This is a genomic window from Pantoea sp. FN0302 (assembly GCF_050113775.1).
GTDB lineage: Bacteria > Pseudomonadota > Gammaproteobacteria > Enterobacterales > Enterobacteriaceae > Mixta > Mixta alhagi.
In genome coordinates this window covers 64707-86197 of the sequence record NZ_JBNJSM010000005.1, presented here as the reverse complement: position 1 = coordinate 86197, position 21491 = coordinate 64707, and the positions used below count along the sequence as shown (strand labels likewise).

Here is a 21491-nt window from a genome sequence, read left to right as displayed (position 1 = left end):
CTGTTCCTTCCTGTTATTACGCGTCATCGCCGAACCAGCAGATATTACGCGCCGCCATAATCAGAGCGCCGGCCTTCTCATCATCCAGGCCTTCAATATCTGTCAGATCGTCAACACCCTGCTCAGCCAGATCTTCCAGCGTGCAAACACCTCTTGCCGCCAGCTTATTGGCCAGATCACGCTCCATACCTTCAAGGTTTAGCAGATCGTCAGCAGGTACGCCGTTGCCAAGGCTCTCCGCCTTTTCCAGCGCCAGGGTCGTTAACGCATTTTTCGCACGTTCGCGTAGTGCTTCTACAGTCGCTTCATCCAGGCCGTCGATTTCCAGCAGCTCATGCATCGGCACATAGGCCAACTCTTCCAGAGAGGAGAAACCTTCCTCGACCAGCACGGTCGCGAACTCTTCGTCGACATCCAGGTGTTTAGTAAAGACACCAATAGCAGCATGCGCTTCTGCCTGATGCTTCGCCTGCAGATCGTCGACAGTCATTACGTTCAGCACCCAACCGCTCAGTTGCGAAGCTAAACGTACGTTTTGGCCGTTACGGCCAATCGCCTGAGCCAGATTTCCAGCTTCTACAGCGATATCCATGGTGTGATTATCTTCATCAACCACGATTGAAGCGACGTCGGCAGGCGCCATCGCATTAATCACGAACTGCGCCGGATTATCATCCCACAGCACGATATCAATACGCTCGCCGCCCAGTTCGCTGGATACAGCCTGAACGCGCGCGCCGCGCATGCCTACGCAGGCACCAACGGGGTCGATACGCTTATCATTGGTTTTCACCGCAATTTTAGCGCGAGAACCAGGATCGCGTGCCGCCGCTTTAATTTCAATCACTTCTTCGCCGATTTCCGGCACTTCGATGCGGAACAGCTCGATCAGCATCTCAGGTTTGGAACGGCTGACAAACAGCTGAGCGCCACGCGCTTCCGGACGCACTGCATAAAGCACGCCACGCAGACGATCGCCAGGGCGGAAGTTTTCACGCGGCAGCATATCTTCACGCAGGATAACGGCTTCAGCATTGTTACCCAAATCCAGCGTAATATTATCGCGGTTAACTTTTTTCACCACGCCAGTGATGATTTCGCCTTCCTGCTCGCGGAACTGATCAACCACCATCGCGCGCTCTGCTTCACGTACTTTCTGTACGATAACCTGCTTGGCAGTCTGCGTCGTGATGCGGTCAAATTTTACTGACTCAATCTGATCTTCGACAAAATCGCCCAGATTGATGGTTTCATCTTCGTAACGAGCGGCTTCCAGCGTGATTTCACGCGTCGGCTGCGTCACTTCTTCAACGGCCTGCCAGCGGCGGAAAGTATCGAAATCGCCGCTTTTACGATCGATGCTAACGCGAACATCGATCTCCTGCTCATATTTTTTCTTGGTTGCAGTGGCCAGTGCGCTCTCCAGCGCCTCGAAGATTTTCTCTCGCGGCAGGGCTTTTTCGTTAGAAACGGCTTCTACAACAGCTAAGATCTCTTTATTCATCCTGGTTAGCCTCAATCCGGACTTTTAAAAGTGGGGGACCAGGTTCGCTTTCTGAATATTGCTCAGCGCGAACACTTCATCTTTACCCTCGACGGTCACCGTAATCATTTCACCTTCGACAGCTTTAATGATGCCCTGCCATTTGCGGCGGTTCTGGACGGCCATACGCAGCACCAGGCTGACTTCCTCACCTGTGAATCGTGCATAGTGTTCAGCAGTAAATAGTGGGCGCTCAAGACCCGGCGAGGAAACTTCAAGGTTGTAAGGCACGGTGATGGGATCTTCCACATCCATGACTGCGCTTACCTGGTGGCTGACATCAGCACAATCATCAACATTGATGCCATCTTCACTATCAATATAGATGCGCAACGTTGAAGTGCGACCACGAATGAACTCGATACCGACCAGTTCGTAGCCAAGCGCTTCTACCGGTGCTGAAATCATCTCTGTTAATTTCTGCTCTAATGTGGACAAGCCCACCCCCAAGACATAAAAAAAGGGCATATAGCCCAGTATTGCGATTCCTGATAACAAAAAACCCCGAAAAATCGGGGCTTAATGCGACTGGACCCTGTATGCCGCATCTGCGGCTCGGCACACCATCCAAAGAATTTTTTTCAAAATTGGCTGCGGATGCGTCCGGAGATACATACAGTATATTTGAAAAATAACTCTAAGGGAAAGTGGTTGCGGGGGCCGGATTTGAACCGACGACCTTCGGGTTATGAGCCCGACGAGCTACCAGGCTGCTCCACCCCGCGTCCGAAAACGTGGCGAATATTACGCCGAACATGCACAAAATGCAAGTAAAACTGAGATTTGGTACCGAGGACGGGACTTGAACCCGTAAGCCCAATCGGGCACTACCACCTCAAGGTAGCGTGTCTACCAATTCCACCACCTCGGCACTTTAAGACTGCGACCTTATCCTGAGCCGCGTCGAAAGCTTGATACTTATTGCGGGATATCGCTGCCCGGCGCTGCCGGTTTAGCTGGTGCAGTCTGCGACTGTGCCGGCTGAGTCAGGTTTTCCCACTCGCTTCCTTTGGAAGTTTTATTGCTGTTCAGGTTACCCAGAATCAGGCTGATAACGAAGAACAGGGTCGCCAACACTGCGGTCATACGGGTCATGAAGTTACCAGAACCGGAAGAACCAAATAGCGTGCCGGAAGCGCCTGCACCAAAGGAGGCTCCCATATCAGCGCCTTTACCCTGCTGCAGCATGATCAGACCAACAAGGCCAATTGCTACTAACAGAAAAACGACTAACAGAGCTTCGTACATAATCAACCTGTTTCCTTGCGCGGTCACCGCACATCAAAAGCTTCAAACCAATTGACGGGATAATTGTTATTACCCATCAGAAGCGGGTGTGAATACTAACCAAAGGCATAAACATCTGCAAGCGCAATTTTTCCCTGCGACGCTGATTGCAGAAAAAAGCGCCATCATGCTGTTTTTTACGTCGAAACCACCGGTCCCCTGGCAGACAAAAGGTGGTCAGCCAGGGAACCTATTATCGATAGCGGACGTTAAAACAGCGTGTGCGTTTGCAACTGCCCTATCAGGCCGCTTTCACCGCATCGGCGATACGATGTGCCAGCGCGGTAACCTGCGCCTCATCTTCGCCTTCAACCATCACGCGGATTAACGGCTCAGTGCCCGATTTACGCAGCAGAACGCGTCCACGCCCCGCTAACGTTTTTTCGACTTCAGCCGTAACCGCTTTAACTTCAGCGCTCTCCAGCGGGTCTGTGGTGCCGCTAAAGCGCACGTTGACCAGGATCTGCGGCAGCAGCTTCATCCCGCTGCACAGATCGTGTAACGTCATGTGATTACGCGCCATAGCGGTAAGCACTTGCAAACCTGCAACGATGCCGTCGCCGGTGGTGGTTTTGTCCAGCAGAATGACATGCCCGGAATTTTCTGCGCCCAGACGCCAGCCTTTTTCCTGTAGTTTTTCCAGCACGTAGCGGTCGCCGACTTTGGCGCGCGCGAATGGAATACCCAGCTGCTTCAACGCCAGTTCAAGTCCCATATTACTCATCAGCGTACCCACTACGCCACCGCGCAGCTGCCCCTGACGCAGGCCTTCACGCGCAATGATGTAGAGGATCTGATCGCCATCAACCTTGTTGCCCAGATGATCAACCATCATGACGCGATCGCCGTCGCCGTCAAAAGCCAGCCCAACATCCGCTTTGGATTCAAGAACGCGCTGCTGCAATGCACGCACGTCGGTCGCGCCGCACTCTTTGTTGATGTTCATGCCGTCAGGCTGTACGCCAAGCGAGATTACCGTTGCGCCCAGTTCACGCAATACGTTAGGCGCGATGTGATAAGTGGCGCCATTCGCGCAATCGACCACTATTTTCAAGCCGTTCAGATTCAATTCGCTGGGGAACGTGCCTTTGCAAAACTCAATATAACGGCCAGCGGCATCGACAATACGGCTGGCGCGCCCCAGCAACGCAGACTCCACGCAGGTTAACGGCTTTTCCATTTCCTGTTCGATCGCTTCCTCAACTTCGTCCGGCAGTTTTGTGCCTTCAGAAGAGAAGAACTTGATGCCGTTATCCTCAAACGGATTATGCGAGGCGGAAATTACGATCCCTGCCTCAGCACGAAACGTTCGGGTTAAATAAGCAATAGCGGGTGTTGGCATCGGGCCGGTGAACGCAGCAGACAGGCCGGCAGCGGCCAGACCTGCCTCCAGCGCCGACTCCAGCATATAGCCGGAGATACGCGTATCTTTACCAATAATGATTTTTTTCGAGCCGTGACGCGCCAGCACCTTTCCTGCAGCCCAGCCCAGCTTAAGCACAAAATCAGGCGTAATAGGCATTTCGCCTACTTTTCCGCGAATGCCGTCGGTGCCAAAATACTTACGATTACTCATAGCGTTATTATTCCTTCGCTGAACGTGTCGCTTCAACGACGCGCATTGCTTCTACGGTCTCTTTAACATCGTGCGCGCGTATAATCTGCGCACCCTGCATCGCAGCAATCACCGCACAAGCCAGGCTACCGGTTAAACGCTGAGAAGGCCCTACGTTTAGCAGTTGCCCTATCATCGATTTACGCGACATTCCCACCAGTAGCGGCAGGCCAAAATCATGGAAATCGGCCAGATGCGCCAGAAGCTGATAATTGTGGCTGAGATTCTTACCGAATCCGAAGCCCGGGTCGAGTAGCAACTGCGATTTTTTGATACCTACGGCTTCACAGCGGGCAATATGATCAACAAAAAAGTCGTTCACTTCTTGCAGCAGGTTTGTGTAGTGCGGCGCGGCCTGCATGGTGTCGGGCTCTCCCTGCATATGCATCAGACACACCGGTAAGCCGGTCTCTGCCGCAGCCTCAAGCGCACCAGGCAGCCGTAACGAGCGGACATCATTTATAATGTGAGCGCCCACTCGCGCTGATTCACGAATAACTTCAGGCTTTGAGGTATCAACGGAAATCCATACTTCAAACCGTTGCGCAATCGCCTCGACCACCGGAATAACGCGCTCCAGCTCCTCTTCCGTGGTTACCGCATCCGCCCCAGGGCGGGTTGACTCACCGCCGACATCAATAATGGTCGCGCCTGCGTTCACCATCTCATTGGCATGCGTTAGCGCCGCCACCAGTGAATGATGCTGACCACCATCGGAGAAAGAATCAGGAGTCACGTTAAGAATGCCCATAACATGGGGATGAGACAGATCCAGTAGGGAATCCCTTGCGTACAACTTCATCTTTTTCTCCTTAAGATATTTGGTCATGTGATAGATGCAAAAAACCCCGGACCAGCCGGGGTTTTTATCGCCTGAGGGCGTTTATTTATTAAACTGCTCAGACATGGTGTTACCTGGGTTCGGCGTGCGCGGCTCATCAACCGGACGCGGCGCTTTTGGCGAACCGTCATTGTCCGAATGGTTAGAGTTGGAAGTTGCATCTTCCCAACCCGCTGGCGGACGCACTTCACGGCGAGCCATCAAATCGTCGATTTGCGGCGCATCGATAGTTTCATATTTCATTAGCGCATCTTTCATCGAGTGCAGGATATCCATGTTCTCGTTAAGGATGCGACGTGCACGTTCGTAATTATTATCAATCAGCAGTTTCACTTCCTGATCGATCAAACGCGCCGTTTCATCAGACATATGTTTCGCTTTAGCCACCGAACGACCAAGGAAAACCTCGCCCTCTTCTTCCGCATACAGCAACGGACCCAGTTTTTCCGAGAAGCCCCACTGCGTCACCATGTTACGCGCCAGGTTCGTCGCGACTTTGATGTCGTTAGACGCACCGGTAGAAACATGTTCCGGACCGTAGATGATCTCTTCAGCCAGGCGACCGCCGTAAAGGGTAGAAATCTGGCTTTCCAGTTTCTGACGGCTGGCGCTAATCGCATCGCCTTCCGGCAGGAAGAAAGTTACCCCAAGCGCACGTCCACGCGGAATAATCGTCACCTTGTGCACCGGATCGTGTTCCGGCACCAGACGACCAATAATGGCATGGCCCGCTTCGTGGTAGGCGGTAGACTCTTTTTGCGCTTCCGTCATTACCATGGAGCGACGTTCCGCACCCATCATAATTTTGTCTTTCGCTTTTTCGAACTCCACCATCGATACAACGCGCTTGTTACCACGAGCGGCAAACAGAGCGGCCTCATTCACCAGGTTAGCCAGATCGGCACCGGAGAAGCCAGGCGTACCACGCGCAATAATCGCGGCATCAATATCGGTTGCCAGCGGCACGCGACGCATATGTACTTTCAGAATTTGCTCACGACCACGCACGTCTGGCAGACCAACAACAACCTGACGGTCGAAGCGGCCCGGACGCAGCAGTGCCGGGTCCAGTACATCAGGACGGTTGGTTGCGGCAATAACGATGATGCCTTCATTGCCTTCGAAGCCATCCATTTCTACCAGCATCTGGTTCAGCGTCTGCTCACGTTCATCGTGACCACCGCCTAAGCCAGCGCCACGCTGACGACCTACCGCATCGATCTCATCGATAAAGATGATGCACGGTGCTGCTTTTTTCGCCTGCTCAAACATATCGCGCACACGAGAAGCACCCACACCCACAAACATCTCTACGAAGTCAGAACCTGAGATAGTGAAGAACGGCACTTTAGCTTCACCGGCGATCGCTTTCGCCAGCAGCGTTTTACCGGTACCCGGCGGGCCTACCATCAGTACGCCTTTCGGAATTTTACCGCCCAGTTTTTGGAAGCGGCTGGGTTCGCGCAGGTATTCTACCAGCTCGCCCACTTCTTCTTTTGCTTCATCGCAGCCTGCAACGTCAGCAAAAGTGGTTTTAATCTGATCTTCCGTCAGCATGCGGGCTTTGCTTTTACCAAAGGACATCGCGCCTTTGCCACCCCCGCCCTGCATCTGGCGCATAAAGAAGATCCAGACACCAATCAGCAGCAGCATCGGGAACCAGGAGATGAAGATGGAAGCCAGCAGGCTTGGCTCTTCCGGTGGTTCACCGACAACTTTTACATTTTTAGTCAACAGGTTATCGAGTAACTTGGGATCGTTGACGGGAATGTAGGTCGTATATCGATTACTGTCTTTTTTGGTAACGTTGATTTCACGCCCGTTAATACGTGCCTCGCGGACCTGATCCTGGTTCACTTCCGACAGGAAGGTTGAATAATCAACCCTACGGCCATTCGACTCGCTGGGCCCAAAGCTCTGGAAAACAGACATCAGCACAACTGCGATGACCAACCAGAGAATCAGGTTTTTCGCCATGTCACTCAAGGGATTAACCTCTTATTACAACTGTGTTAACAGACAGCGTAGGGTACTATATATCCACCATACTTGGAATCGCTGCGGTGTTGACTGCGCTCACTAACCCAAATCACTTACTGCGTAAGCTCATCGGGACATGCACGCCTTGCCACGGCTCCAGTTATTTTGGCTATAGTTTGCGCCCTGTCGCTACAATGTACACTTCGCGTGAACGTGAACGCGAAGCGTCCGGCTTACGAATTTTCACTTTCGTAAACAGGGAGCGAATTTCCCGCAGGTATTCATCGAAGCCATCTCCCTGAAATACTTTCACTACAAAACTGCCACCAGGTGCCAGTACATCGCGACACATTTCCAGTGCCAGCTCCACTAAATACATCGACCGGGGAATATCAACGGCTGGAGTGCCGCTCATATTGGGCGCCATATCGGACATGACAACCTGGACTTTCTCTTCGCCGACGCGTTCCAATAGTGCTTTCACTACGGATTCTTCACGAAAATCGCCCTGAAGGAAATCGACACCAACGATAGGATCCATCGGTAAAAGATCACAAGCGATAATACGTCCCTTTGAGCCAATCTGGGTCGCAACGTATTGAGACCAACCGCCAGGCGCTGCACCAAGATCGACCACGGTCATCCCGGGCTTAAACAGCTTATCGCCCTGCTGTATTTCATCAAGTTTAAACCAGGCGCGCGAACGCAACCCCTTTTTCTGTGCCTGTTGCACATATTTATCGCTAAAGTGTTCCTGAAGCCAGCGGCTGGAACTGGCTGAACGCTTTTTACCTGTCATACTTTTTCCAACTATTCTTCATCGTAGCGATAAATAACCAAACATAGTGATGTCCTGTTTGGTGATATACCAGAGATGGCGGTAGAATGTACCGTTTTCAATCCCAATGTAAGTAAAAATATACGATGAATCTGAGTACCAAACAAAAACAGCACCTGAAAGGTCTGGCCCATCCGCTGAAACCCGTTGTTATGCTGGGTAACCATGGCCTGACCGAAGGCGTGCTGGCCGAAATCGAACAGGCGCTTGCGCATCACGAACTGATTAAGGTGAAGATCGCTACCGAAGATCGGGAAACGAAAAACCTGATGGTAGAAGCCATTGTTCGTGAAACGGGGGCCTGTAACGTGCAGGTTATCGGCAAGACGCTGGTGCTGTACCGTCCGTCAGAAGAACGCAAAATCTCCCTGCCGCGCTAACCGGGCAAGCTGATTATACGCTAAATAATTCGGGTTGCGTGAAAGCAGCAACGCAGCAAATCCTGGAAGCTTACTGAGTAAGTGAGCAAGGAAAGCCAATGCACATGCAGCCTGAAATATAACGATTATAGTCAGCCGGAAGAAGTTGCCATGCTCCTGCTCAGGATAAAAGGCCGCAACGCGGCCTTTTTCCTTTCTTTACAATTATGTGATGCGTCAGAGCGATTAAAGATATTCTACTTTCAGAATTTCATACTCGACGTCGCCGCCGGGCGTTTTAATCACCACTACATCATCCACTTCTTTACCAATCAACCCGCGCGCCATCGGCGAGTTTACGGAAATCAGGTTCTGCTTAAAGTCCGCCTCATCATCACCAACGATACGATAGGTTGACTCTTCATCAGTATCGATATTCAGCACGGTTACCGTCGCGCCAAAAATCACCCGGCCATTGTTAGCGATTTTAGTGACATCGATCACCTGCGCATTCGACAGCTTGGCTTCGATCTCCTGAATACGCCCTTCACAAAAGCCTTGTTCTTCACGCGCGGCATGATACTCGGCATTCTCTTTCAGATCGCCATGCTCACGCGCTTCCGCAATTGAGGCAATAATACGGGGGCGTCTGACGGTCTTCAGCTCTTCGAGTTCTTCACGCAGCTTCTCCGCGCCCCTTAACGTCATCGGAATCTGATTCATTTTAATACCTCGTCATCGGTCCTGTTTGCTTGTTGTCGTCCTGACCATTGGGTCGTCGGCCTGACGCGTTGTGCAACGCTACCGGCTGATTCGCAAACAAAAGAAACCTGACCCGGAGCAGGCTCCAGGTCAGGATTCAGGTTTGCATTTTGATACGTATTTTAACCCAGAGTTCCCTATGGGTCATCGTTTACTTTCTACTACGATGCACCGTAGTATGACGGCTTCACCCGTCAGTTACCGCGAGATTATGCGATTTTCACGACTTGTTACCGGACTAACCTGTGCGTTTATGCTGCAAGCTCAGGCAGCACCCGTGGAAGAATACACACAATATTTACCGGATGGCGCAAACCTGGCGCTGATGGCACAAAAAGTGGGTTCATCAACGCCGCTGGTCGATTATCACAGTAAACAAATGGCTTTGCCAGCCAGCACCATGAAAGTAGTGACGGCGCTCGCAGCGCTGCTGGAGTTGGGTCCAGACTTCCGCTTTCGCACCACGCTGGAAACTCAGGGCAAAGTGGATAATGGCACCCTGCAGGGCGATCTGATTGCCCGCTTTGGCGGCGATCCCACGCTTTCGCGTCAGGATTTACGTAATATGGTTACCGCCCTGACCAAACAGGGTATTACCCATATTCAGGGCAATCTGGTGATCGACACCTCGGTCTTCGCCAGTCACGATAAAGCGCCAGGCTGGCCATGGAACGATAATACTCAGTGCTTTAGCGCGCCGCCTGCCGCTGCTATCGTGGATAAAAACTGTTTTTCCGTGTCCTTGTATAGCGCCGACCGTCCCGACGATAACGCCTTTATTCGCGTAGCGTCTTATTATCCGGTTACCATGTTCAGCCAGGTACGTACCTTAGCGAAAGGGTCGCCCGATGCGCCTTACTGCGAACTGGATGTCGTACCGGGTGAGCTGAATCGCTTTACACTCACCGGCTGTATGACGCAGCGCAGCGAACCTTTGCCGCTGGCCTTTGCTATTCAGGATGGTGCCGCCTGGTCCGGAGCCATTTTAAAAGCGATGCTGCAGGACGCCGGTATTGATTACACCGGACATCTGGTGCGCCAAACGCGCGTCACCGAGCCAGGCACCCTCCTGGCGGAGACACAGTCCGCGCCGCTGCGTGATTTGCTGAAAGTGATGCTGAAAAAATCGGACAATATGATCGCCGATACGGTTTTCCGCACCATCGGGCGTCACTATTTTAACGTTCCTGGCACCTGGCGTGCCGGTTCAGATGCGGTGCGCCGTGTTCTGCGCCAGAAGGCGAATATCGATCTTGGCAACAGTATTCTGGTCGATGGATCCGGACTATCGCGTCACGATCTGATCTCTCCGGCAACCATGATGCAGGTGCTGCAATATATTGCGCAAAACGATCAGCAACTGAACTTTATCTCTATGCTGCCGCTGGCGGGCTACGATGGCACGTTGCGCTATCGCGGCGGTCTGCATGAAGCCGGCGTGGATGGCAAAGTTTCCGCTAAAACCGGTTCGTTGTCAGGGGTTTATAACCTGGCCGGCTTTATTACCACCGCCAGCGGTCAACGCGTGGCATTTGTGCAGTTCCTGTCCGGGTATGCCGTACCGCCAGAGGACAAACGCATCCGCCGCGTGCCGCTAGTGCGCTTTGAAAGCCGGCTATACAAAGACATCTATCAGAATAACTGAGGCGCATGAAAATTCTCATTGTGGAAGATGATGTGCTATTGCAGGAAGGCATCGCCCTCGCGCTAAGTAGCGAGGGTTATGCCGTGGATTGCGCGGATAAAGCGGCTCAGGCGGATGCCCTGCTGCACAGTGGGGAGTATAGTTTAGTCGTACTGGATCTTGGCCTGCCGGATGCGGATGGAACCGATTTGCTGCGCCGCTGGCGTCGAAAAAATATCGACCTGCCGGTATTGATTCTCACAGCCCGCGATGCGCTGGAGGATCGGGTTGACGGACTGGACGCTGGCGCTGACGACTATTTGATTAAGCCTTTTGCGCTGGCTGAATTAAAAGCGCGCGTACGGGCGCTCATCAGACGTTACCAGGGCCACAGTGACAATCATATCCAGCATGGAGATCTGGCGCTTAACCTCTCCTCTTTGCAGGTCTCGGTGAATAATCAGCCAATAGAGGTTACGCCTAAAGAGTTCGCTCTGCTTTGCAGGCTGCTGATGCGAATTGGTCAAACCGTGCATCGCGAGACATTACAGCAGGATATCTACAGCTGGCAGGACGATAACAGCTCGAATGCGCTGGAAGTTCATATCCATAATCTGCGCCGCAAGTTGGGTAAAGATCGTATCAAAACGGTACGCGGCGTGGGTTACCGGCTGGAAGAGCGTCAATGAACAGTATGCGTCGGCGTTTGTTAATTATGCTGGCGCTTATTTTGCTGACTTGTCAGCTAATGAGCGCCATTTGGTTATGGCATGAAAGCCGTGAACAGATCGGTTTTCTGGTAAACGAAACGCTGACGGCGAAATCACGTAATCAGCATGTTGAAAACGAGATCCGTGAAGCGATAGCCTCTCTCCTGCTTCCGTCGTTAGTCATGGTCGGCTTTACGCTAACTCTCTCTTTCTGGGCGATCAGCTGGGTTATTCGTCCACTTAAGGCCTTACAAAACAGTTTGGCTGAACGCTCCGCCGATAATCTCTCGCCGTTGCCTGTCTATTCGGAGATGGAAGAAATCGTGGCGGTAACCGGAGCAATGAATCAGCTGCTTGCCCGCCTTAATCAAACGCTTCAGCAAGAAAGGTTATTTACAGCAGACGCGGCCCATGAGTTACGCACGCCGCTGGCAGGGATACGCCTGCACCTTGAGCTGATGGCGCAGCAGGAGATCAAGCAGGCGCCCATGCTGGTCGCGCGTATCGATCAGTTGATGCATGTCATCGAGCAGCTGTTAATGCTTTCACGTGCCGGACAAGCGCTGGCCAGCGGCCATTATCAAACGCTGAGCTGGCAGCGGGATATTTTTCTTCCCTTGCAGGCTGAAATGAGCGAATTACTGCAACAGCGACAGCAGACGCTGGAGTGGACGCAACAGGATATGAAAGTGCAGGGTGATGCAGTTTTATTGCGCCTGATGGTGCGTAACTTACTGGAAAACGCTTCCCGCTATAGCCCGGAGCACTCACCCATTACGCTGCAGCTACAGGCGCAAGATAATGGCAGCCTGTTGACAATTCGTGATGAAGGTCCCGGTATTGATGAAAAGAGCGCGGGAGAACTTACTCAGGCGTTTCATCGACGCGATCGGCGTTACGGCGGCAGCGGGCTGGGTTTAAATATTGTGTTGCGAATTTTACAGCTCCACGGCGGAAAGATGCAGTTAAGCAATCGTCAGAACCGCTCCGGACTGGAAGCACAATGCTGGTTGCCGGCTATCCTGAACCAGGGCAGCGGACAAACCAGCACAAGCCAGTGCTCAGGCTAATACCGGGCGCGCCAAACTGGTAACGTCCTTCAATCATTTGCACACTCCCTGCACGACAGCAGGGTTTATCAGTATGCTCTCTACGTCAGGCATAAAGCCCGCAGCAATAAAAACAGCAAAAAAAGCCCGGCGATAAGCCGGGCTGCAGTTATCAGGCATGATTAATGCTGATAGATGATTTCGACACCTTCGTCGTCATCTTCGTCCCAGTCATCATCCCAATCTTCATCTACTTCTTCTTCTGCCTGTTCCAGCGCTTCACGGTGGTAATCGTCCCACATGAATTCAGCTTTCTCAGGTTTCTTCTCTTCCTGTTCCGCCTCTTTGGGATTGGCGATCAGGAAGGACATCACATCCCAGCACAGCGCATTCACGCCGGTCTGACTGGCGGCAGAGATAAGGTAATATTTCTCATCCCAGCCAAGCGCTTCCACAATGGCCTTCGCACGCGTTTCCGCTTCTTCTTTACTCAGCAGATCCACTTTGTTGAAGACCAGCCAGCGCGGCTTGTCATACAGTTTTTCACTGTATTTCTTCAGCTCGCCGAGGATGATACGCGCATTTTCTACCGGATCGGATTCATCAATTGGCGCCAGATCGATCAGGTGCAGCAGAACACGGCAGCGTTCCAGATGCTTCAGGAAACGAATGCCCAGTCCCGCGCCATCCGCTGCGCCTTCAATCAGGCCCGGAATATCGGCGACCACAAAGCTTTTTTCATTATCCATACGCACCACACCAAGGCTCGGCACCAGCGTGGTAAAAGGATAATCAGCCACTTTTGGCTTGGCGGCAGACACCGCGCGGATAAAGGTTGATTTACCGGCGTTCGGCAGACCCAGCATGCCAACATCGGCCAGAAGCATCAGCTCCAGCTGCAGGTCGCGCTTCTCACCCGGCGTACCCATGGTTTTCTGACGCGGGGTACGGTTAACGGAGGATTTAAAGCGCGTGTTGCCCAGACCGTGCCAGCCGCCTTTTGCTACCATCAGCTTTTGCTCATGGCGCGTCAGGTCGCCCAGCGTTTCACCGGTACCCTGATCGATAACGCGCGTGCCGACCGGCACTTTAATCACGATATCTTTACCACGCTTGCCGGTACAGTCGCGGCTCTGCCCGTTCTGTCCACGCTCGGCGCGGAAAGATTTTTCAAAGCGATAATCGATCAGCGTGTTAAGGTTTTCATCGGCCAGCAGATAGACATCGCCGCCGTCACCGCCGTCGCCGCCGTCCGGGCCGCCTTTCGGAATATATTTTTCGCGGCGGAAGCTAACGCAACCATTACCGCCATCACCTGCAACGACCAGAATCGTCGCTTCATCAACAAACTTCATTTACCTTCTCCGTAAATCATTCACCTGGCGACCGGATAAACCGGTGCGGCTTTAATTCCGCCGAGGCCATAAGCGATGACCCGTTGCGGAAAGACTGTACGTAAATTGTACAGCAAATCAGGCAAGCTCAAAATGTAAAAAGCCCCGCAATATTCTGCGGGGCTTTCATTCTCTGGCAGGCAGATTAACCCGCCTGCAGCACGACAACCTTACTCAGCAACGATGCTGACGTATTTACGGTTGTTCGGGCCTTTAACTTCGAATTTCACTTTACCGTTTGCAGTAGCAAACAGAGTGTGGTCACGGCCAAGACCAACGTTGGTGCCTGCGTGGAACTTGGTGCCACGCTGACGAACGATGATGTTGCCAGCCAGTACAGATTCACCGCCGAAACGTTTTACGCCCAGGCGCTGTGCATTTGAGTCGCGACCGTTACGTGTTGAGCCGCCAGCCTTTTTGTGTGCCATTTGTCAGATCTCCTCTCAGGCGCTGATGCCAGTGATTTTCACATCAGTGAACCACTGACGATGGCCCTGCTGCTTACGATGGTGTTTACGACGACGAAACTTAACGATCTTAATTTTCTCGCCACGACCATGAGCAACAACTTCTGCTTTGATCACGCCACCTGAAACCAGCGGTGCGCCGATTGTAACGTCGTCACCATTTGCAATCATCAGAACCTGATCGAACTCAATAGTTTCGCCGGTTGCGATGTCCAGCTTTTCCAGGCGAACGGTTTGACCTTCGCTTACTCGGTGTTGTTTACCACCACTTTGGAAAACCGCGTACATATAAAACTCCGCTTCTGCGCTTACCTTCTTCAATTGTCAGGCGGCGCGATAAATATTCACAATAGGGCGCGAATTCTACGCAAAAATCCCTGCGTTGACAAGAGGACATAGCAAAGGATTGCAGAAAAAAAACGCAGCGCCATACTCAGGATTCAAGAGCCTCGTTTTTCAAGTACAATCTGTAATACATTACATGGCACAGACATGGGCAAAGTCGCTTAACATGGCGCTGAACAGAGCAATAGCTGAACAGACTGATGAATTTAGAACAAATTAATGAATTAACCGCCCCAGATATGGCGGCCGTCAACGAGACCATCCTCTCACAGCTGAATTCAGATGTTTCGCTCATCAATCAGTTGGGTTACTACATTATCAGCGGCGGCGGAAAGCGTATTCGTCCTATGATTGCCATTCTTGCGGCGCGCGCGCTCGGCTATGAAGGTAAGCAGCACGTGACTATTGCCGCGCTGATTGAATTTATTCATACCGCGACGCTGTTGCATGACGATGTGGTGGATGAATCTGATATGCGGCGCGGAAAAGCTACGGCCAACGCGGCCTTTGGCAACGCAGCCAGCGTGCTGGTAGGCGATTTTATTTACACTCGCGCCTTTCAAATGATGACCAGCCTTGGTTCACTGCGTATTCTGGCGTTGATGTCAGAAGCGGTAAACGTTATCGCCGAAGGCGAAGTGCTGCAGCTAATGAACTGTAACGATCCTGATATCACTGAAGAGAGCTATATGCGGGTGATTTACAGCAAAACGGCGCGTCTGTTCGAAGCGGCGGCGCAATCTTCCGGGATTCTGGCGGGCGCTACTGAAATTCAGGAGCAGGGTTTACAGGATTATGGTCGCTATCTCGGCACCGCTTTTCAGCTGATTGACGATCTGCTTGATTACAGCGCCGATGGACAAACGCTGGGGAAAAACGTTGGTGACGATCTCAGCGAAGGTAAACCTACCCTACCGTTGCTGCATGCCATGCGCCATGGCAATGCCCAGCAGACCGCCATGATACGTGAAGCCATTGAACAGGGTAATGGTCGCCATTTGCTGGATCCGGTACTGGAGGCGATGCGTCAATGCGGTTCTCTTGAGTGGACGCGCAACCGTGCCGAACAGGAAGCGGATAAGGCTATCGCTGCTCTGCAGGTGTTGCCAGAATCTCCCTGGCGCAGTGCGCTGGAAGCGCTGGCTCATATGGCAGTACAGCGCGACTCCTGATGCGTTACGGGGGCGCTATTTAACGCTCCCCCGCTCTTTATTTTTTCCTTCCGTTTGCAAACACCCATCACGCTTTTGCGAAGAGAAACACATTTCTTTCGCTTCATTTGGAATTTACTGGAAATAAATGGATTCTGTTTGCTATAAAAAACCACCTTCTGGCAAGATGGAGCTTGAAATGCAAACAGCAACATACTCTTTCCCCTAACTCTTTTAATTTAAAGTTTCTTAAAAACTCCAGTAATTCTCATCAAGAAAAATCAGCATAGGGAGACGTGCGCTATGGGTAATGTGAATAAAACAAAGCAAGACTGGCATACGGCGGATATCATTGCCGCCCTGCATAAAAAGGGAACCTCTCTTGCCGCCGTATCGCGCCAGGCTGGCCTGAGTTCATCAACGCTGGCTAATGCGCTCAATCGTCCATGGCCGAAAGGGGAATGGTTAATTGCCGAGGCGCTCGCAGTTCATCCTGCGGAAATTTGGCCCAGCCGCTACTACGATCCCATAACCAGGAAGCTGATTGATCGTAAGAAGCTGATTCGTTCCCGCTCCTGACCCCGCTTAAGTAAAAAAAAACAGCCCCCGAAATCGGGCGCTGTTTTTAACAAAAACGTCTTCAGAACGCGCTACAGCAGCGAGATCTATTCGCCTTTAACCCGTTCGATTTTCGCGCCCATGGCGATCAGCTTATCTTCGATATGCTCATAGCCACGATCGATATGATAAATACGATCGACCACTGTGGTTCCTTCAGCAATACAGCCGGCCAGTACCAGGCTGGCGGAAGCGCGTAAATCCGTCGCCATCACCTGCGCACCAGACAGCTTCTCTACGCCGTAGCAAATCGCCGTATTGCTTTCGATCTCTGCATGCGCGCCCATACGAATCAGCTCAGGAATATGCATAAACCGGTTTTCGAAAATGGTTTCGGTAATGACGCCGGTTCCTTCTGCAACCAGGTTTAGCAAGGTAAACTGCGCCTGCATATCGGTAGGAAAACCCGGGTGCGGTGCGGTACGCACGTTAACGGCTTTCGGACGTTTACCGTGCATATCAAGGCTGATCCAGTCTTCACCCGTTTCGATTTCCGCACCGGCTTCACGCAGCTTCGCCAGTACCGCATCCAGCGTATCAGGCTGCGTTTTATGACACACAACCTTGCCGCCAGAGATCGCTGCGGCAACCAGAAAAGTTCCCGTTTCAATACGGTCAGGCAACACGCGGTAAACGCCGCCGCCCAGGCGCTCAACGCCCTCAATCGTAATACGATCGCCGCCTGCACCGCTGATTTTTGCGCCCAGGGTATTCAGGAAGTTCGCGGTATCCACGATTTCCGGTTCACGCGCGGCGTTTTCAATGATGGTCGTGCCGGTCGCCAGGGTCGCTGCAGACATAATGGTTACCGTCGCGCCAACGCTAACTTTATCCATTACAATGTGCGCGCCCTTCAAACGCCCATTGACCGAGGCTTTAACATAGCCCTCTTCCAGCTTGATTTCCGCGCCCAGTTGCTCCAGCCCGGTAATATGCAAATCAACCGGTCGCGCGCCGATGGCGCAGCCGCCGGGTAAAGAGACCTGCCCCTGGCCAAAACGCGCTACCAGCGGTCCCAGCGCCCAAATCGAGGCGCGCATGGTTTTCACCAGCTCATAAGGAGCGCAGTAAATATCTACTTTACTGGCATCAAGATGCACGGATCCATTGCGCTCCGCTTTTACACCCAGCTGGCTGAGCAGCTTCATGGTGGTATCAATGTCCTTTAGTTTCGGGACATTCTGAATCTCCACCGGCTCTTCAGCCAGCAGAGCGGCGAACAGGATCGGCAGGGCGGCATTTTTGGCGCCGGAGATGGTGACTTCACCGCTTAGCCGGGTCGGACCCTGTACACGAAATTTATCCATTGCAACTGCTCTCTGTTATCAGAACTTAAAAGGCCATCGAGTCGCGGACCATAAGCCGCCTCAACAGCTTAAAAACCGTTTAGCTTACGATCCCGTTCCCACTCTTCAGGGGTGTAGGTTTTGATGGATACCGCATGAATACGGTTATCAGCGATATATTCCATCAGCGGTGCATAGACCGCCTGCTGTTTTTTCACGCGGCTCAGCTCAGCGAACAATTCGCCAACGGCGATAACCTGAAAATGACTGCCGTCACCGCTGACATGTACTTCTTTTAACGGCAGTGCGTTCATTAGTACTGTCTGAATTTCACTATTTTCCATGATTTTTTTACATTCGGTTGATGATAAACAGGCTGTCATATTAGTTGAAAGCGCATTTATCTTAAACAAACAAAAAGCCCCTGACTGTGCAGGGGCTTATACAAAAATCCAGCGCGATTAGGCGCAATTTTCAGCAGAAACAATAATCTGCTGTAAATTGTACAGCATGATCAGGGAGTGTAATTTATCCGTGATACCGCTGAAAACGGGGCTGGCACCCTGCTGTTGCGCTATCTGACGCAGATGCACCAGTAACGCCAGACCGGCCGAGTCTACGCGCTGCAGCCCGGAAACATCGATAACCTCAATTTTTTGCATTGCGGTTTCGCGCTGCTGCCACAGGCCGAGCAGTGTTTCCCGGTCAAGCTCCCCGCGAAGGTAAAGCGTTTTTGCCTCAACCTGCCAGCTCAGAAGATCAGCCATTATTTTTCTGATCCAGAGTAATAGGCTGCGCCGCATAGTTTTTCAGCTGCTGCGTCAGGCCGTCGATGCCTTTGGTACGCAGAATATCGCTCCACTCATTTTGTTTGGTGGTGATCATACTGATCCCTTCGGCGATCATGTCATAGGCCTGCCATTCGCCGGTACGGCTGTTCTTACGCCACTGAAAATCAAGGCGAACCGGGGGCCGTCCGTTGGGATCGATAATGCTGACGCGGATGGCAATGATATTCGCGTTGCCCAGCGGCTGCTCCGGCGCGATTTGATACGTTTGTCCATGATAAAGCGCCAGCGCCTGGCCATAAGCCTGCGCAAGATAATCGCCAAACGCGTTGAAATAGGTTTCGCGCTGCGCCGGCGTCGCTTCACGGTAGTAGCGGCCCAGAACCAGCGCGCCAGCGTATTTAATTTGTACATAAGGCAGCAGTTCCTGACGAACAATCTCGCGCAGATAATTGGGATCCTGCTTGATTTTCGGTTGCTCGTTTTTCAGGCGGGTGAATGTCTTCGCCGCTGCCTCATTCATCAGCTTATAAGGATTGGTTTGATCTGCCGCGTTTGCCGCCAGCGGCGCGATAACCAGCATAGCGACCATCAGTAAACGTTTAAACATACGTGTAGCCTCTTAAGGTTGTTCCGGGTTAGCAGAAGTCGGTGCTGCAGGCGCGTTTGGTTCCTGCGCAGGGCTTTGATTACCATCGCCACTCTTATACAAAAACTGACCAATCAGATCTTCCAGCACCAGCGCCGATTTCGTATCCTGGAGCGTATCGCCATCCTTCAGAATAGCCGTGCCCATGTCAGGATCGTCAAAACCAACATTTAACGCCAGATACTGTTCGCCCAGCAGCCCCTGAGTACGAATCGCCAGTGAACTGGTATCGGGAAGATGGTTATATCTGTCTTCAATGTCCATGGTTACGCGTGGCGACAGAGATTTCTCATCCAGGGTAATATCCGTAACGCGACCAATCACCACGCCGCCAATTTTAACCGGAGAGCTAACCTTCAACCCGCCGATATTGTCAAAAGTCGCGTAGAGCCTCCATGTAGGCTCGGTGCCCAGCGATTTCACATCTGCAACGCGCAGACAGAGAAACAGGATGGCGATAAGCGCCAGCAGCATGAACGCCCCTACTCCAATTTCACTTTTTTTTGTTTGCATAGTCCTAGTTCCCAAACATCAGTGCCGTCAGCACAAAATCTAACCCCAGTACCGCCAGTGAGGAATGTACTACCGTACGCGTGGTGGCCCGGCTGATCCCTTCAGAGGTCGGAATCGCATCGTAGCCGTTAAATAACGCAATCCAGGTTACCGTAATGGCAAACACCGCGCTTTTAATCAGGCAGTTAATAATATCGGTGCGGAAATCTACCGCGTTCTGCATCGCCGACCAGAAGAATCCAGGGTCGATACCTTTCCAGCTGACGCCTACCAACGCCCCGCCCCAAATGCCCACGGCGGTAAAAATCAGCGTTAATAGCGGCATACTGATAAAACCCGCCCAGAAGCGCGGTGAGATTACCCGACGCAGCGGATCTACCGCCATCATTTCCATGCTGGAAAGCTGCTCCGTCGCTTTCATCAGGCCAATTTCCGCCGTTAACGCCGAACCGGCGCGTCCGGCAAACAGCAACGCCGTAACCACCGGCCCCAGCTCGCGCAGCAGCGATAATGACACCAGCATGCCAAGGCTGGTTTCAGCGCCATAGGTCGTTAGCACCAAAAACCCCTGCAGCCCCAGCACCATGCCGATAAACAGGCCAGAAACCAAAATGATCAGCAAGGACATCACGCCTACGCTATATAACTGTTTGATCAGCAGCGGGGTGTGTTTGCGAAACTGCGGTTTACCGGCCAGCGCATGAAACAGCATCAGACCGGCACGGCCAAACGAAGCACAGGTTTGGATCCCCTGGCGACCCAGTAGCGCCAGCGCATTTAAAAACATCAGTTTATTGACTCCCTGAACCGGTAAGATCGGCAAAATAGTCGCCAGCCGGATAACGGAAAGGCACCGGCCCATCAGCAATCCCATCGATGAACTGGCGTACACGTGCGTCAGGATTGTCCTGAAGCGCCTGCGTTGTTCCCTGAGCAATGATTTTTTGCCCTGCCACAATATAGGCGTAATCGGCGATGCTCAAGACCTCAGGCACATCATGTGAAACGACGATACAGGTCATGCCCAGCGAATGATTCAGCTCATCAATCAGCTTAACCAGTACGCCCATGGTAATAGGATCCTGACCAACAAAAGGCTCGTCGAACATGATCAGATCCGGTTCCAGCGCAATCGCACGCGCCAGCGCGGCGCGGCGCGCCATCCCGCCCGAAAGCTCTGAGGGCATTAATTTCGCCGCTCCGCGCAGACCGACCGCTTCCAGCTTCATCATCACGGTGCTGTGCAGCAGCGGCGCGGGCAAGCGTGTATGCTCCCGTAACGGCCAGGCGACATTCTCGTAAACATTAAGATCGGTAAACAGCGCTCCGGACTGAAACAGCATGCTCATACGCTTGCGTGTCTCATACAGACGCGAGCGCGACAGTTGAGGAATATTTTCGCCGTCGAACCAGATATCACCGGCATCTGGCTGCAGTTGGCCGCCAATAAGACGCAGCAGGGTCGTTTTACCGATACCGGAAGGCCCCATGATGGCGGTGACTTTCCCTTTTGGCACCGTTAACGAGATATTGTCGAAAATGGTGCGATTACCACGGGTAAAGCTAACGCCGTGGACTTCGACCAGATTCGTGGATGGCTGGTGCATTGATACCTCTGTTATCCATTTTAGGCGATTCAAAAGATTTATGTTAATCGCATCTAAGTAACCAT

24 protein-coding genes and 2 tRNA genes are annotated in these 21491 nt (G+C 52.3%); 6 read left to right on the top strand and 20 right to left on the bottom strand.

Going from position 1 to position 21491, the window contains the following annotated elements; translation table 11 throughout:
• Positions 1 to 16 precede the first annotated feature (16 nt).
• The 9 genes from nusA to rlmE form a co-directional block, all read right to left on the bottom strand.
• Complete coding sequence (gene nusA, locus ACQE32_RS16815) at positions 17 to 1504, bottom strand: transcription termination factor NusA (RefSeq protein ID WP_085068282.1); 1488 nt, start codon at positions 1502 to 1504, stop codon at positions 17 to 19.
• Positions 1505 to 1528: 24 nt separating this feature from the next.
• Entirely contained in the window at positions 1529 to 1981 is a 453-nt protein-coding gene (gene rimP, locus ACQE32_RS16810) for a ribosome maturation factor RimP (protein ID WP_157130228.1), read from the bottom strand.
• A gap of 210 nt (positions 1982 to 2191) precedes the next feature.
• A tRNA-Met gene (locus tag ACQE32_RS16805) sits at positions 2192 to 2268 on the bottom strand.
• Between the two features lie 59 nt (positions 2269 to 2327).
• A tRNA-Leu gene (locus ACQE32_RS16800) sits at positions 2328 to 2414 on the bottom strand.
• A gap of 47 nt (positions 2415 to 2461) precedes the next feature.
• Positions 2462 to 2791, bottom strand: a complete 330-nt coding sequence (gene secG, locus ACQE32_RS16795) for a preprotein translocase subunit SecG (protein ID WP_085068285.1) — start codon at positions 2789 to 2791, stop codon at positions 2462 to 2464.
• Between the two features lie 280 nt (positions 2792 to 3071).
• Positions 3072 to 4406 carry a phosphoglucosamine mutase gene (glmM, locus tag ACQE32_RS16790; protein ID WP_085068287.1) on the bottom strand — a complete coding sequence of 445 codons (1335 nt, stop codon included), beginning with the start codon at positions 4404 to 4406 and terminating at the stop codon, positions 3072 to 3074.
• Between the two features lie 7 nt (positions 4407 to 4413).
• Positions 4414 to 5247, bottom strand: coding sequence for a dihydropteroate synthase (gene folP / locus ACQE32_RS16785; protein ID WP_426974848.1), 834 nt, complete (start codon positions 5245 to 5247; stop codon positions 4414 to 4416).
• A gap of 81 nt (positions 5248 to 5328) precedes the next feature.
• A complete protein-coding gene (gene ftsH, locus ACQE32_RS16780; protein ID WP_250651612.1) occupies positions 5329 to 7263 on the bottom strand; it encodes an ATP-dependent zinc metalloprotease FtsH in 1935 nt (644 codons plus the stop codon).
• Between the two features lie 172 nt (positions 7264 to 7435).
• A complete protein-coding gene (rlmE, locus tag ACQE32_RS16775) occupies positions 7436 to 8065 on the bottom strand; it encodes a 23S rRNA (uridine(2552)-2'-O)-methyltransferase RlmE (protein ID WP_085068291.1) in 630 nt (209 codons plus the stop codon).
• A 125-nt stretch (positions 8066 to 8190) separates the two neighbouring features.
• Here rlmE and yhbY point away from each other — a divergent pair, with 125 nt between their 5' ends.
• Positions 8191 to 8484: a ribosome assembly RNA-binding protein YhbY gene (gene yhbY / locus ACQE32_RS16770; protein ID WP_085068292.1), complete on the top strand. Its 294-nt coding sequence runs from the start codon at positions 8191 to 8193 to the stop codon at positions 8482 to 8484.
• A gap of 225 nt (positions 8485 to 8709) precedes the next feature.
• Here the strand turns inward: yhbY and greA are convergent, their stop codons facing one another.
• Entirely contained in the window at positions 8710 to 9186 is a 477-nt protein-coding gene (gene greA, locus ACQE32_RS16765; RefSeq protein WP_085068294.1) for a transcription elongation factor GreA, read from the bottom strand.
• Positions 9187 to 9436: 250 nt separating this feature from the next.
• Between greA and dacB the strand changes: the two genes are divergently transcribed.
• From dacB to pmrB, 3 genes are read left to right on the top strand one after another with little or no spacing between them, the layout of a single operon-like run.
• Complete coding sequence (dacB, locus tag ACQE32_RS16760; protein WP_426974885.1) at positions 9437 to 10870, top strand: serine-type D-Ala-D-Ala carboxypeptidase; 1434 nt, start codon at positions 9437 to 9439, stop codon at positions 10868 to 10870.
• Positions 10871 to 10875: 5 nt separating this feature from the next.
• Positions 10876 to 11538 carry a two-component system response regulator PmrA gene (gene pmrA, locus ACQE32_RS16755; RefSeq protein ID WP_426974849.1) on the top strand — a complete coding sequence of 221 codons (663 nt, stop codon included), beginning with the start codon at positions 10876 to 10878 and terminating at the stop codon, positions 11536 to 11538.
• Positions 11535 to 12629: a two-component system sensor histidine kinase PmrB gene (gene pmrB, locus ACQE32_RS16750; RefSeq protein WP_426974850.1), complete on the top strand. Its 1095-nt coding sequence runs from the start codon at positions 11535 to 11537 to the stop codon at positions 12627 to 12629. Before pmrA ends, pmrB begins: the two co-directional genes overlap by 4 nt.
• Before the next feature lie 161 nt (positions 12630 to 12790).
• Here the strand turns inward: pmrB and cgtA are convergent, their stop codons facing one another.
• The 3 genes from cgtA to rplU form a co-directional block, all read right to left on the bottom strand.
• Positions 12791 to 13963: an Obg family GTPase CgtA gene (gene cgtA / locus ACQE32_RS16745; RefSeq protein WP_085068298.1), complete on the bottom strand. Its 1173-nt coding sequence runs from the start codon at positions 13961 to 13963 to the stop codon at positions 12791 to 12793.
• A 209-nt stretch (positions 13964 to 14172) separates the two neighbouring features.
• Positions 14173 to 14430, bottom strand: coding sequence for a 50S ribosomal protein L27 (gene rpmA, locus ACQE32_RS16740; protein ID WP_038628771.1), 258 nt, complete (start codon positions 14428 to 14430; stop codon positions 14173 to 14175).
• Positions 14431 to 14445: 15 nt separating this feature from the next.
• Positions 14446 to 14757 (bottom strand): 50S ribosomal protein L21, encoded by a 312-nt coding sequence (gene rplU / locus ACQE32_RS16735; protein ID WP_085068300.1) that lies wholly within the window; start codon positions 14755 to 14757, stop codon positions 14446 to 14448.
• A gap of 257 nt (positions 14758 to 15014) precedes the next feature.
• Here rplU and ispB point away from each other — a divergent pair, with 257 nt between their 5' ends.
• A complete protein-coding gene (ispB, locus tag ACQE32_RS16730; protein WP_427022116.1) occupies positions 15015 to 15986 on the top strand; it encodes an octaprenyl diphosphate synthase in 972 nt (323 codons plus the stop codon).
• Between the two features lie 282 nt (positions 15987 to 16268).
• Positions 16269 to 16544 carry a helix-turn-helix domain-containing protein gene (locus ACQE32_RS16725; RefSeq protein WP_420851603.1) on the top strand — a complete coding sequence of 92 codons (276 nt, stop codon included), beginning with the start codon at positions 16269 to 16271 and terminating at the stop codon, positions 16542 to 16544.
• 86 nt (positions 16545 to 16630) lie between these two features.
• On the opposite strand, the gene murA is transcribed toward ACQE32_RS16725, so the two are convergent.
• From murA to mlaF, 7 genes are all read right to left on the bottom strand, one after another.
• Positions 16631 to 17890, bottom strand: a complete 1260-nt coding sequence (gene murA, locus ACQE32_RS16720) for a UDP-N-acetylglucosamine 1-carboxyvinyltransferase (RefSeq protein WP_250651607.1) — start codon at positions 17888 to 17890, stop codon at positions 16631 to 16633.
• Positions 17891 to 17958: 68 nt separating this feature from the next.
• On the bottom strand, positions 17959 to 18213 hold the full coding sequence (gene ibaG, locus ACQE32_RS16715; RefSeq protein ID WP_085068306.1) for a BolA family iron metabolism protein IbaG: 255 nt from the start codon (positions 18211 to 18213) through the stop codon (positions 17959 to 17961).
• A 117-nt stretch (positions 18214 to 18330) separates the two neighbouring features.
• The gene (gene mlaB / locus ACQE32_RS16710) at positions 18331 to 18636 is read right to left on the bottom strand and encodes a lipid asymmetry maintenance protein MlaB (RefSeq protein WP_250651606.1); all 306 of its coding nucleotides are present in this window, start codon (positions 18634 to 18636) and stop codon (positions 18331 to 18333) included.
• Positions 18629 to 19267 (bottom strand): phospholipid-binding protein MlaC, encoded by a 639-nt coding sequence (mlaC, locus tag ACQE32_RS16705; protein ID WP_250651605.1) that lies wholly within the window; start codon positions 19265 to 19267, stop codon positions 18629 to 18631. Before mlaC ends, mlaB begins: the two co-directional genes overlap by 8 nt.
• Positions 19268 to 19279: 12 nt before the next feature.
• Positions 19280 to 19819 carry an outer membrane lipid asymmetry maintenance protein MlaD gene (gene mlaD, locus ACQE32_RS16700; RefSeq protein ID WP_426974853.1) on the bottom strand — a complete coding sequence of 180 codons (540 nt, stop codon included), beginning with the start codon at positions 19817 to 19819 and terminating at the stop codon, positions 19280 to 19282.
• A 4-nt stretch (positions 19820 to 19823) separates the two neighbouring features.
• A complete protein-coding gene (mlaE, locus tag ACQE32_RS16695; protein WP_250651603.1) occupies positions 19824 to 20606 on the bottom strand; it encodes a lipid asymmetry maintenance ABC transporter permease subunit MlaE in 783 nt (260 codons plus the stop codon).
• Between the two features lie 4 nt (positions 20607 to 20610).
• Entirely contained in the window at positions 20611 to 21426 is an 816-nt protein-coding gene (gene mlaF, locus ACQE32_RS16690; protein ID WP_085068317.1) for a phospholipid ABC transporter ATP-binding protein MlaF, read from the bottom strand.
• Positions 21427 to 21491: the final 65 nt, after the last annotated feature.

Bases quoted from the DNA above. Each gene is read 5' to 3' on its own strand.
- nusA (WP_085068282.1), bottom strand. From the start codon at position 1,504: ATGAATAAAGAGATCTTAGCTGTTGTAGAAGCCGTTTCTAACGAAAAA.
- secG (WP_085068285.1), bottom strand. From the start codon at position 2,791: ATGTACGAAGCTCTGTTAGTCGTTTTTCTGTTAGTAGCAATTGGCCTT.
- glmM (WP_085068287.1), bottom strand. From the start codon at position 4,406: ATGAGTAATCGTAAGTATTTTGGCACCGACGGCATTCGCGGAAAAGTA.
- folP (WP_426974848.1), bottom strand. From the start codon at position 5,247: ATGAAGTTGTACGCAAGGGATTCCCTACTGGATCTGTCTCATCCCCAT.
- ftsH (WP_250651612.1), bottom strand. From the start codon at position 7,263: ATGGCGAAAAACCTGATTCTCTGGTTGGTCATCGCAGTTGTGCTGATG.
- rlmE (WP_085068291.1), bottom strand. From the start codon at position 8,065: ATGACAGGTAAAAAGCGTTCAGCCAGTTCCAGCCGCTGGCTTCAGGAA.
- yhbY (WP_085068292.1), top strand. From the start codon at position 8,191: ATGAATCTGAGTACCAAACAAAAACAGCACCTGAAAGGTCTGGCCCAT.
- greA (WP_085068294.1), bottom strand. From the start codon at position 9,186: ATGAATCAGATTCCGATGACGTTAAGGGGCGCGGAGAAGCTGCGTGAA.
- dacB (WP_426974885.1), top strand. From the start codon at position 9,437: ATGCGATTTTCACGACTTGTTACCGGACTAACCTGTGCGTTTATGCTG.
- pmrA (WP_426974849.1), top strand. From the start codon at position 10,876: ATGAAAATTCTCATTGTGGAAGATGATGTGCTATTGCAGGAAGGCATC.
- pmrB (WP_426974850.1), top strand. From the start codon at position 11,535: ATGAACAGTATGCGTCGGCGTTTGTTAATTATGCTGGCGCTTATTTTG.
- cgtA (WP_085068298.1), bottom strand. From the start codon at position 13,963: ATGAAGTTTGTTGATGAAGCGACGATTCTGGTCGTTGCAGGTGATGGC.
- rpmA (WP_038628771.1), bottom strand. From the start codon at position 14,430: ATGGCACACAAAAAGGCTGGCGGCTCAACACGTAACGGTCGCGACTCA.
- rplU (WP_085068300.1), bottom strand. From the start codon at position 14,757: ATGTACGCGGTTTTCCAAAGTGGTGGTAAACAACACCGAGTAAGCGAA.
- ispB (WP_427022116.1), top strand. From the start codon at position 15,015: ATGAATTTAGAACAAATTAATGAATTAACCGCCCCAGATATGGCGGCC.
- ACQE32_RS16725 (WP_420851603.1), top strand. From the start codon at position 16,269: ATGGGTAATGTGAATAAAACAAAGCAAGACTGGCATACGGCGGATATC.
- murA (WP_250651607.1), bottom strand. From the start codon at position 17,890: ATGGATAAATTTCGTGTACAGGGTCCGACCCGGCTAAGCGGTGAAGTC.
- ibaG (WP_085068306.1), bottom strand. From the start codon at position 18,213: ATGGAAAATAGTGAAATTCAGACAGTACTAATGAACGCACTGCCGTTA.
- mlaB (WP_250651606.1), bottom strand. From the start codon at position 18,636: ATGGCTGATCTTCTGAGCTGGCAGGTTGAGGCAAAAACGCTTTACCTT.
- mlaC (WP_250651605.1), bottom strand. From the start codon at position 19,267: ATGTTTAAACGTTTACTGATGGTCGCTATGCTGGTTATCGCGCCGCTG.
- mlaD (WP_426974853.1), bottom strand. From the start codon at position 19,819: ATGCAAACAAAAAAAAGTGAAATTGGAGTAGGGGCGTTCATGCTGCTG.
- mlaE (WP_250651603.1), bottom strand. From the start codon at position 20,606: ATGTTTTTAAATGCGCTGGCGCTACTGGGTCGCCAGGGGATCCAAACC.
- mlaF (WP_085068317.1), bottom strand. From the start codon at position 21,426: ATGCACCAGCCATCCACGAATCTGGTCGAAGTCCACGGCGTTAGCTTT.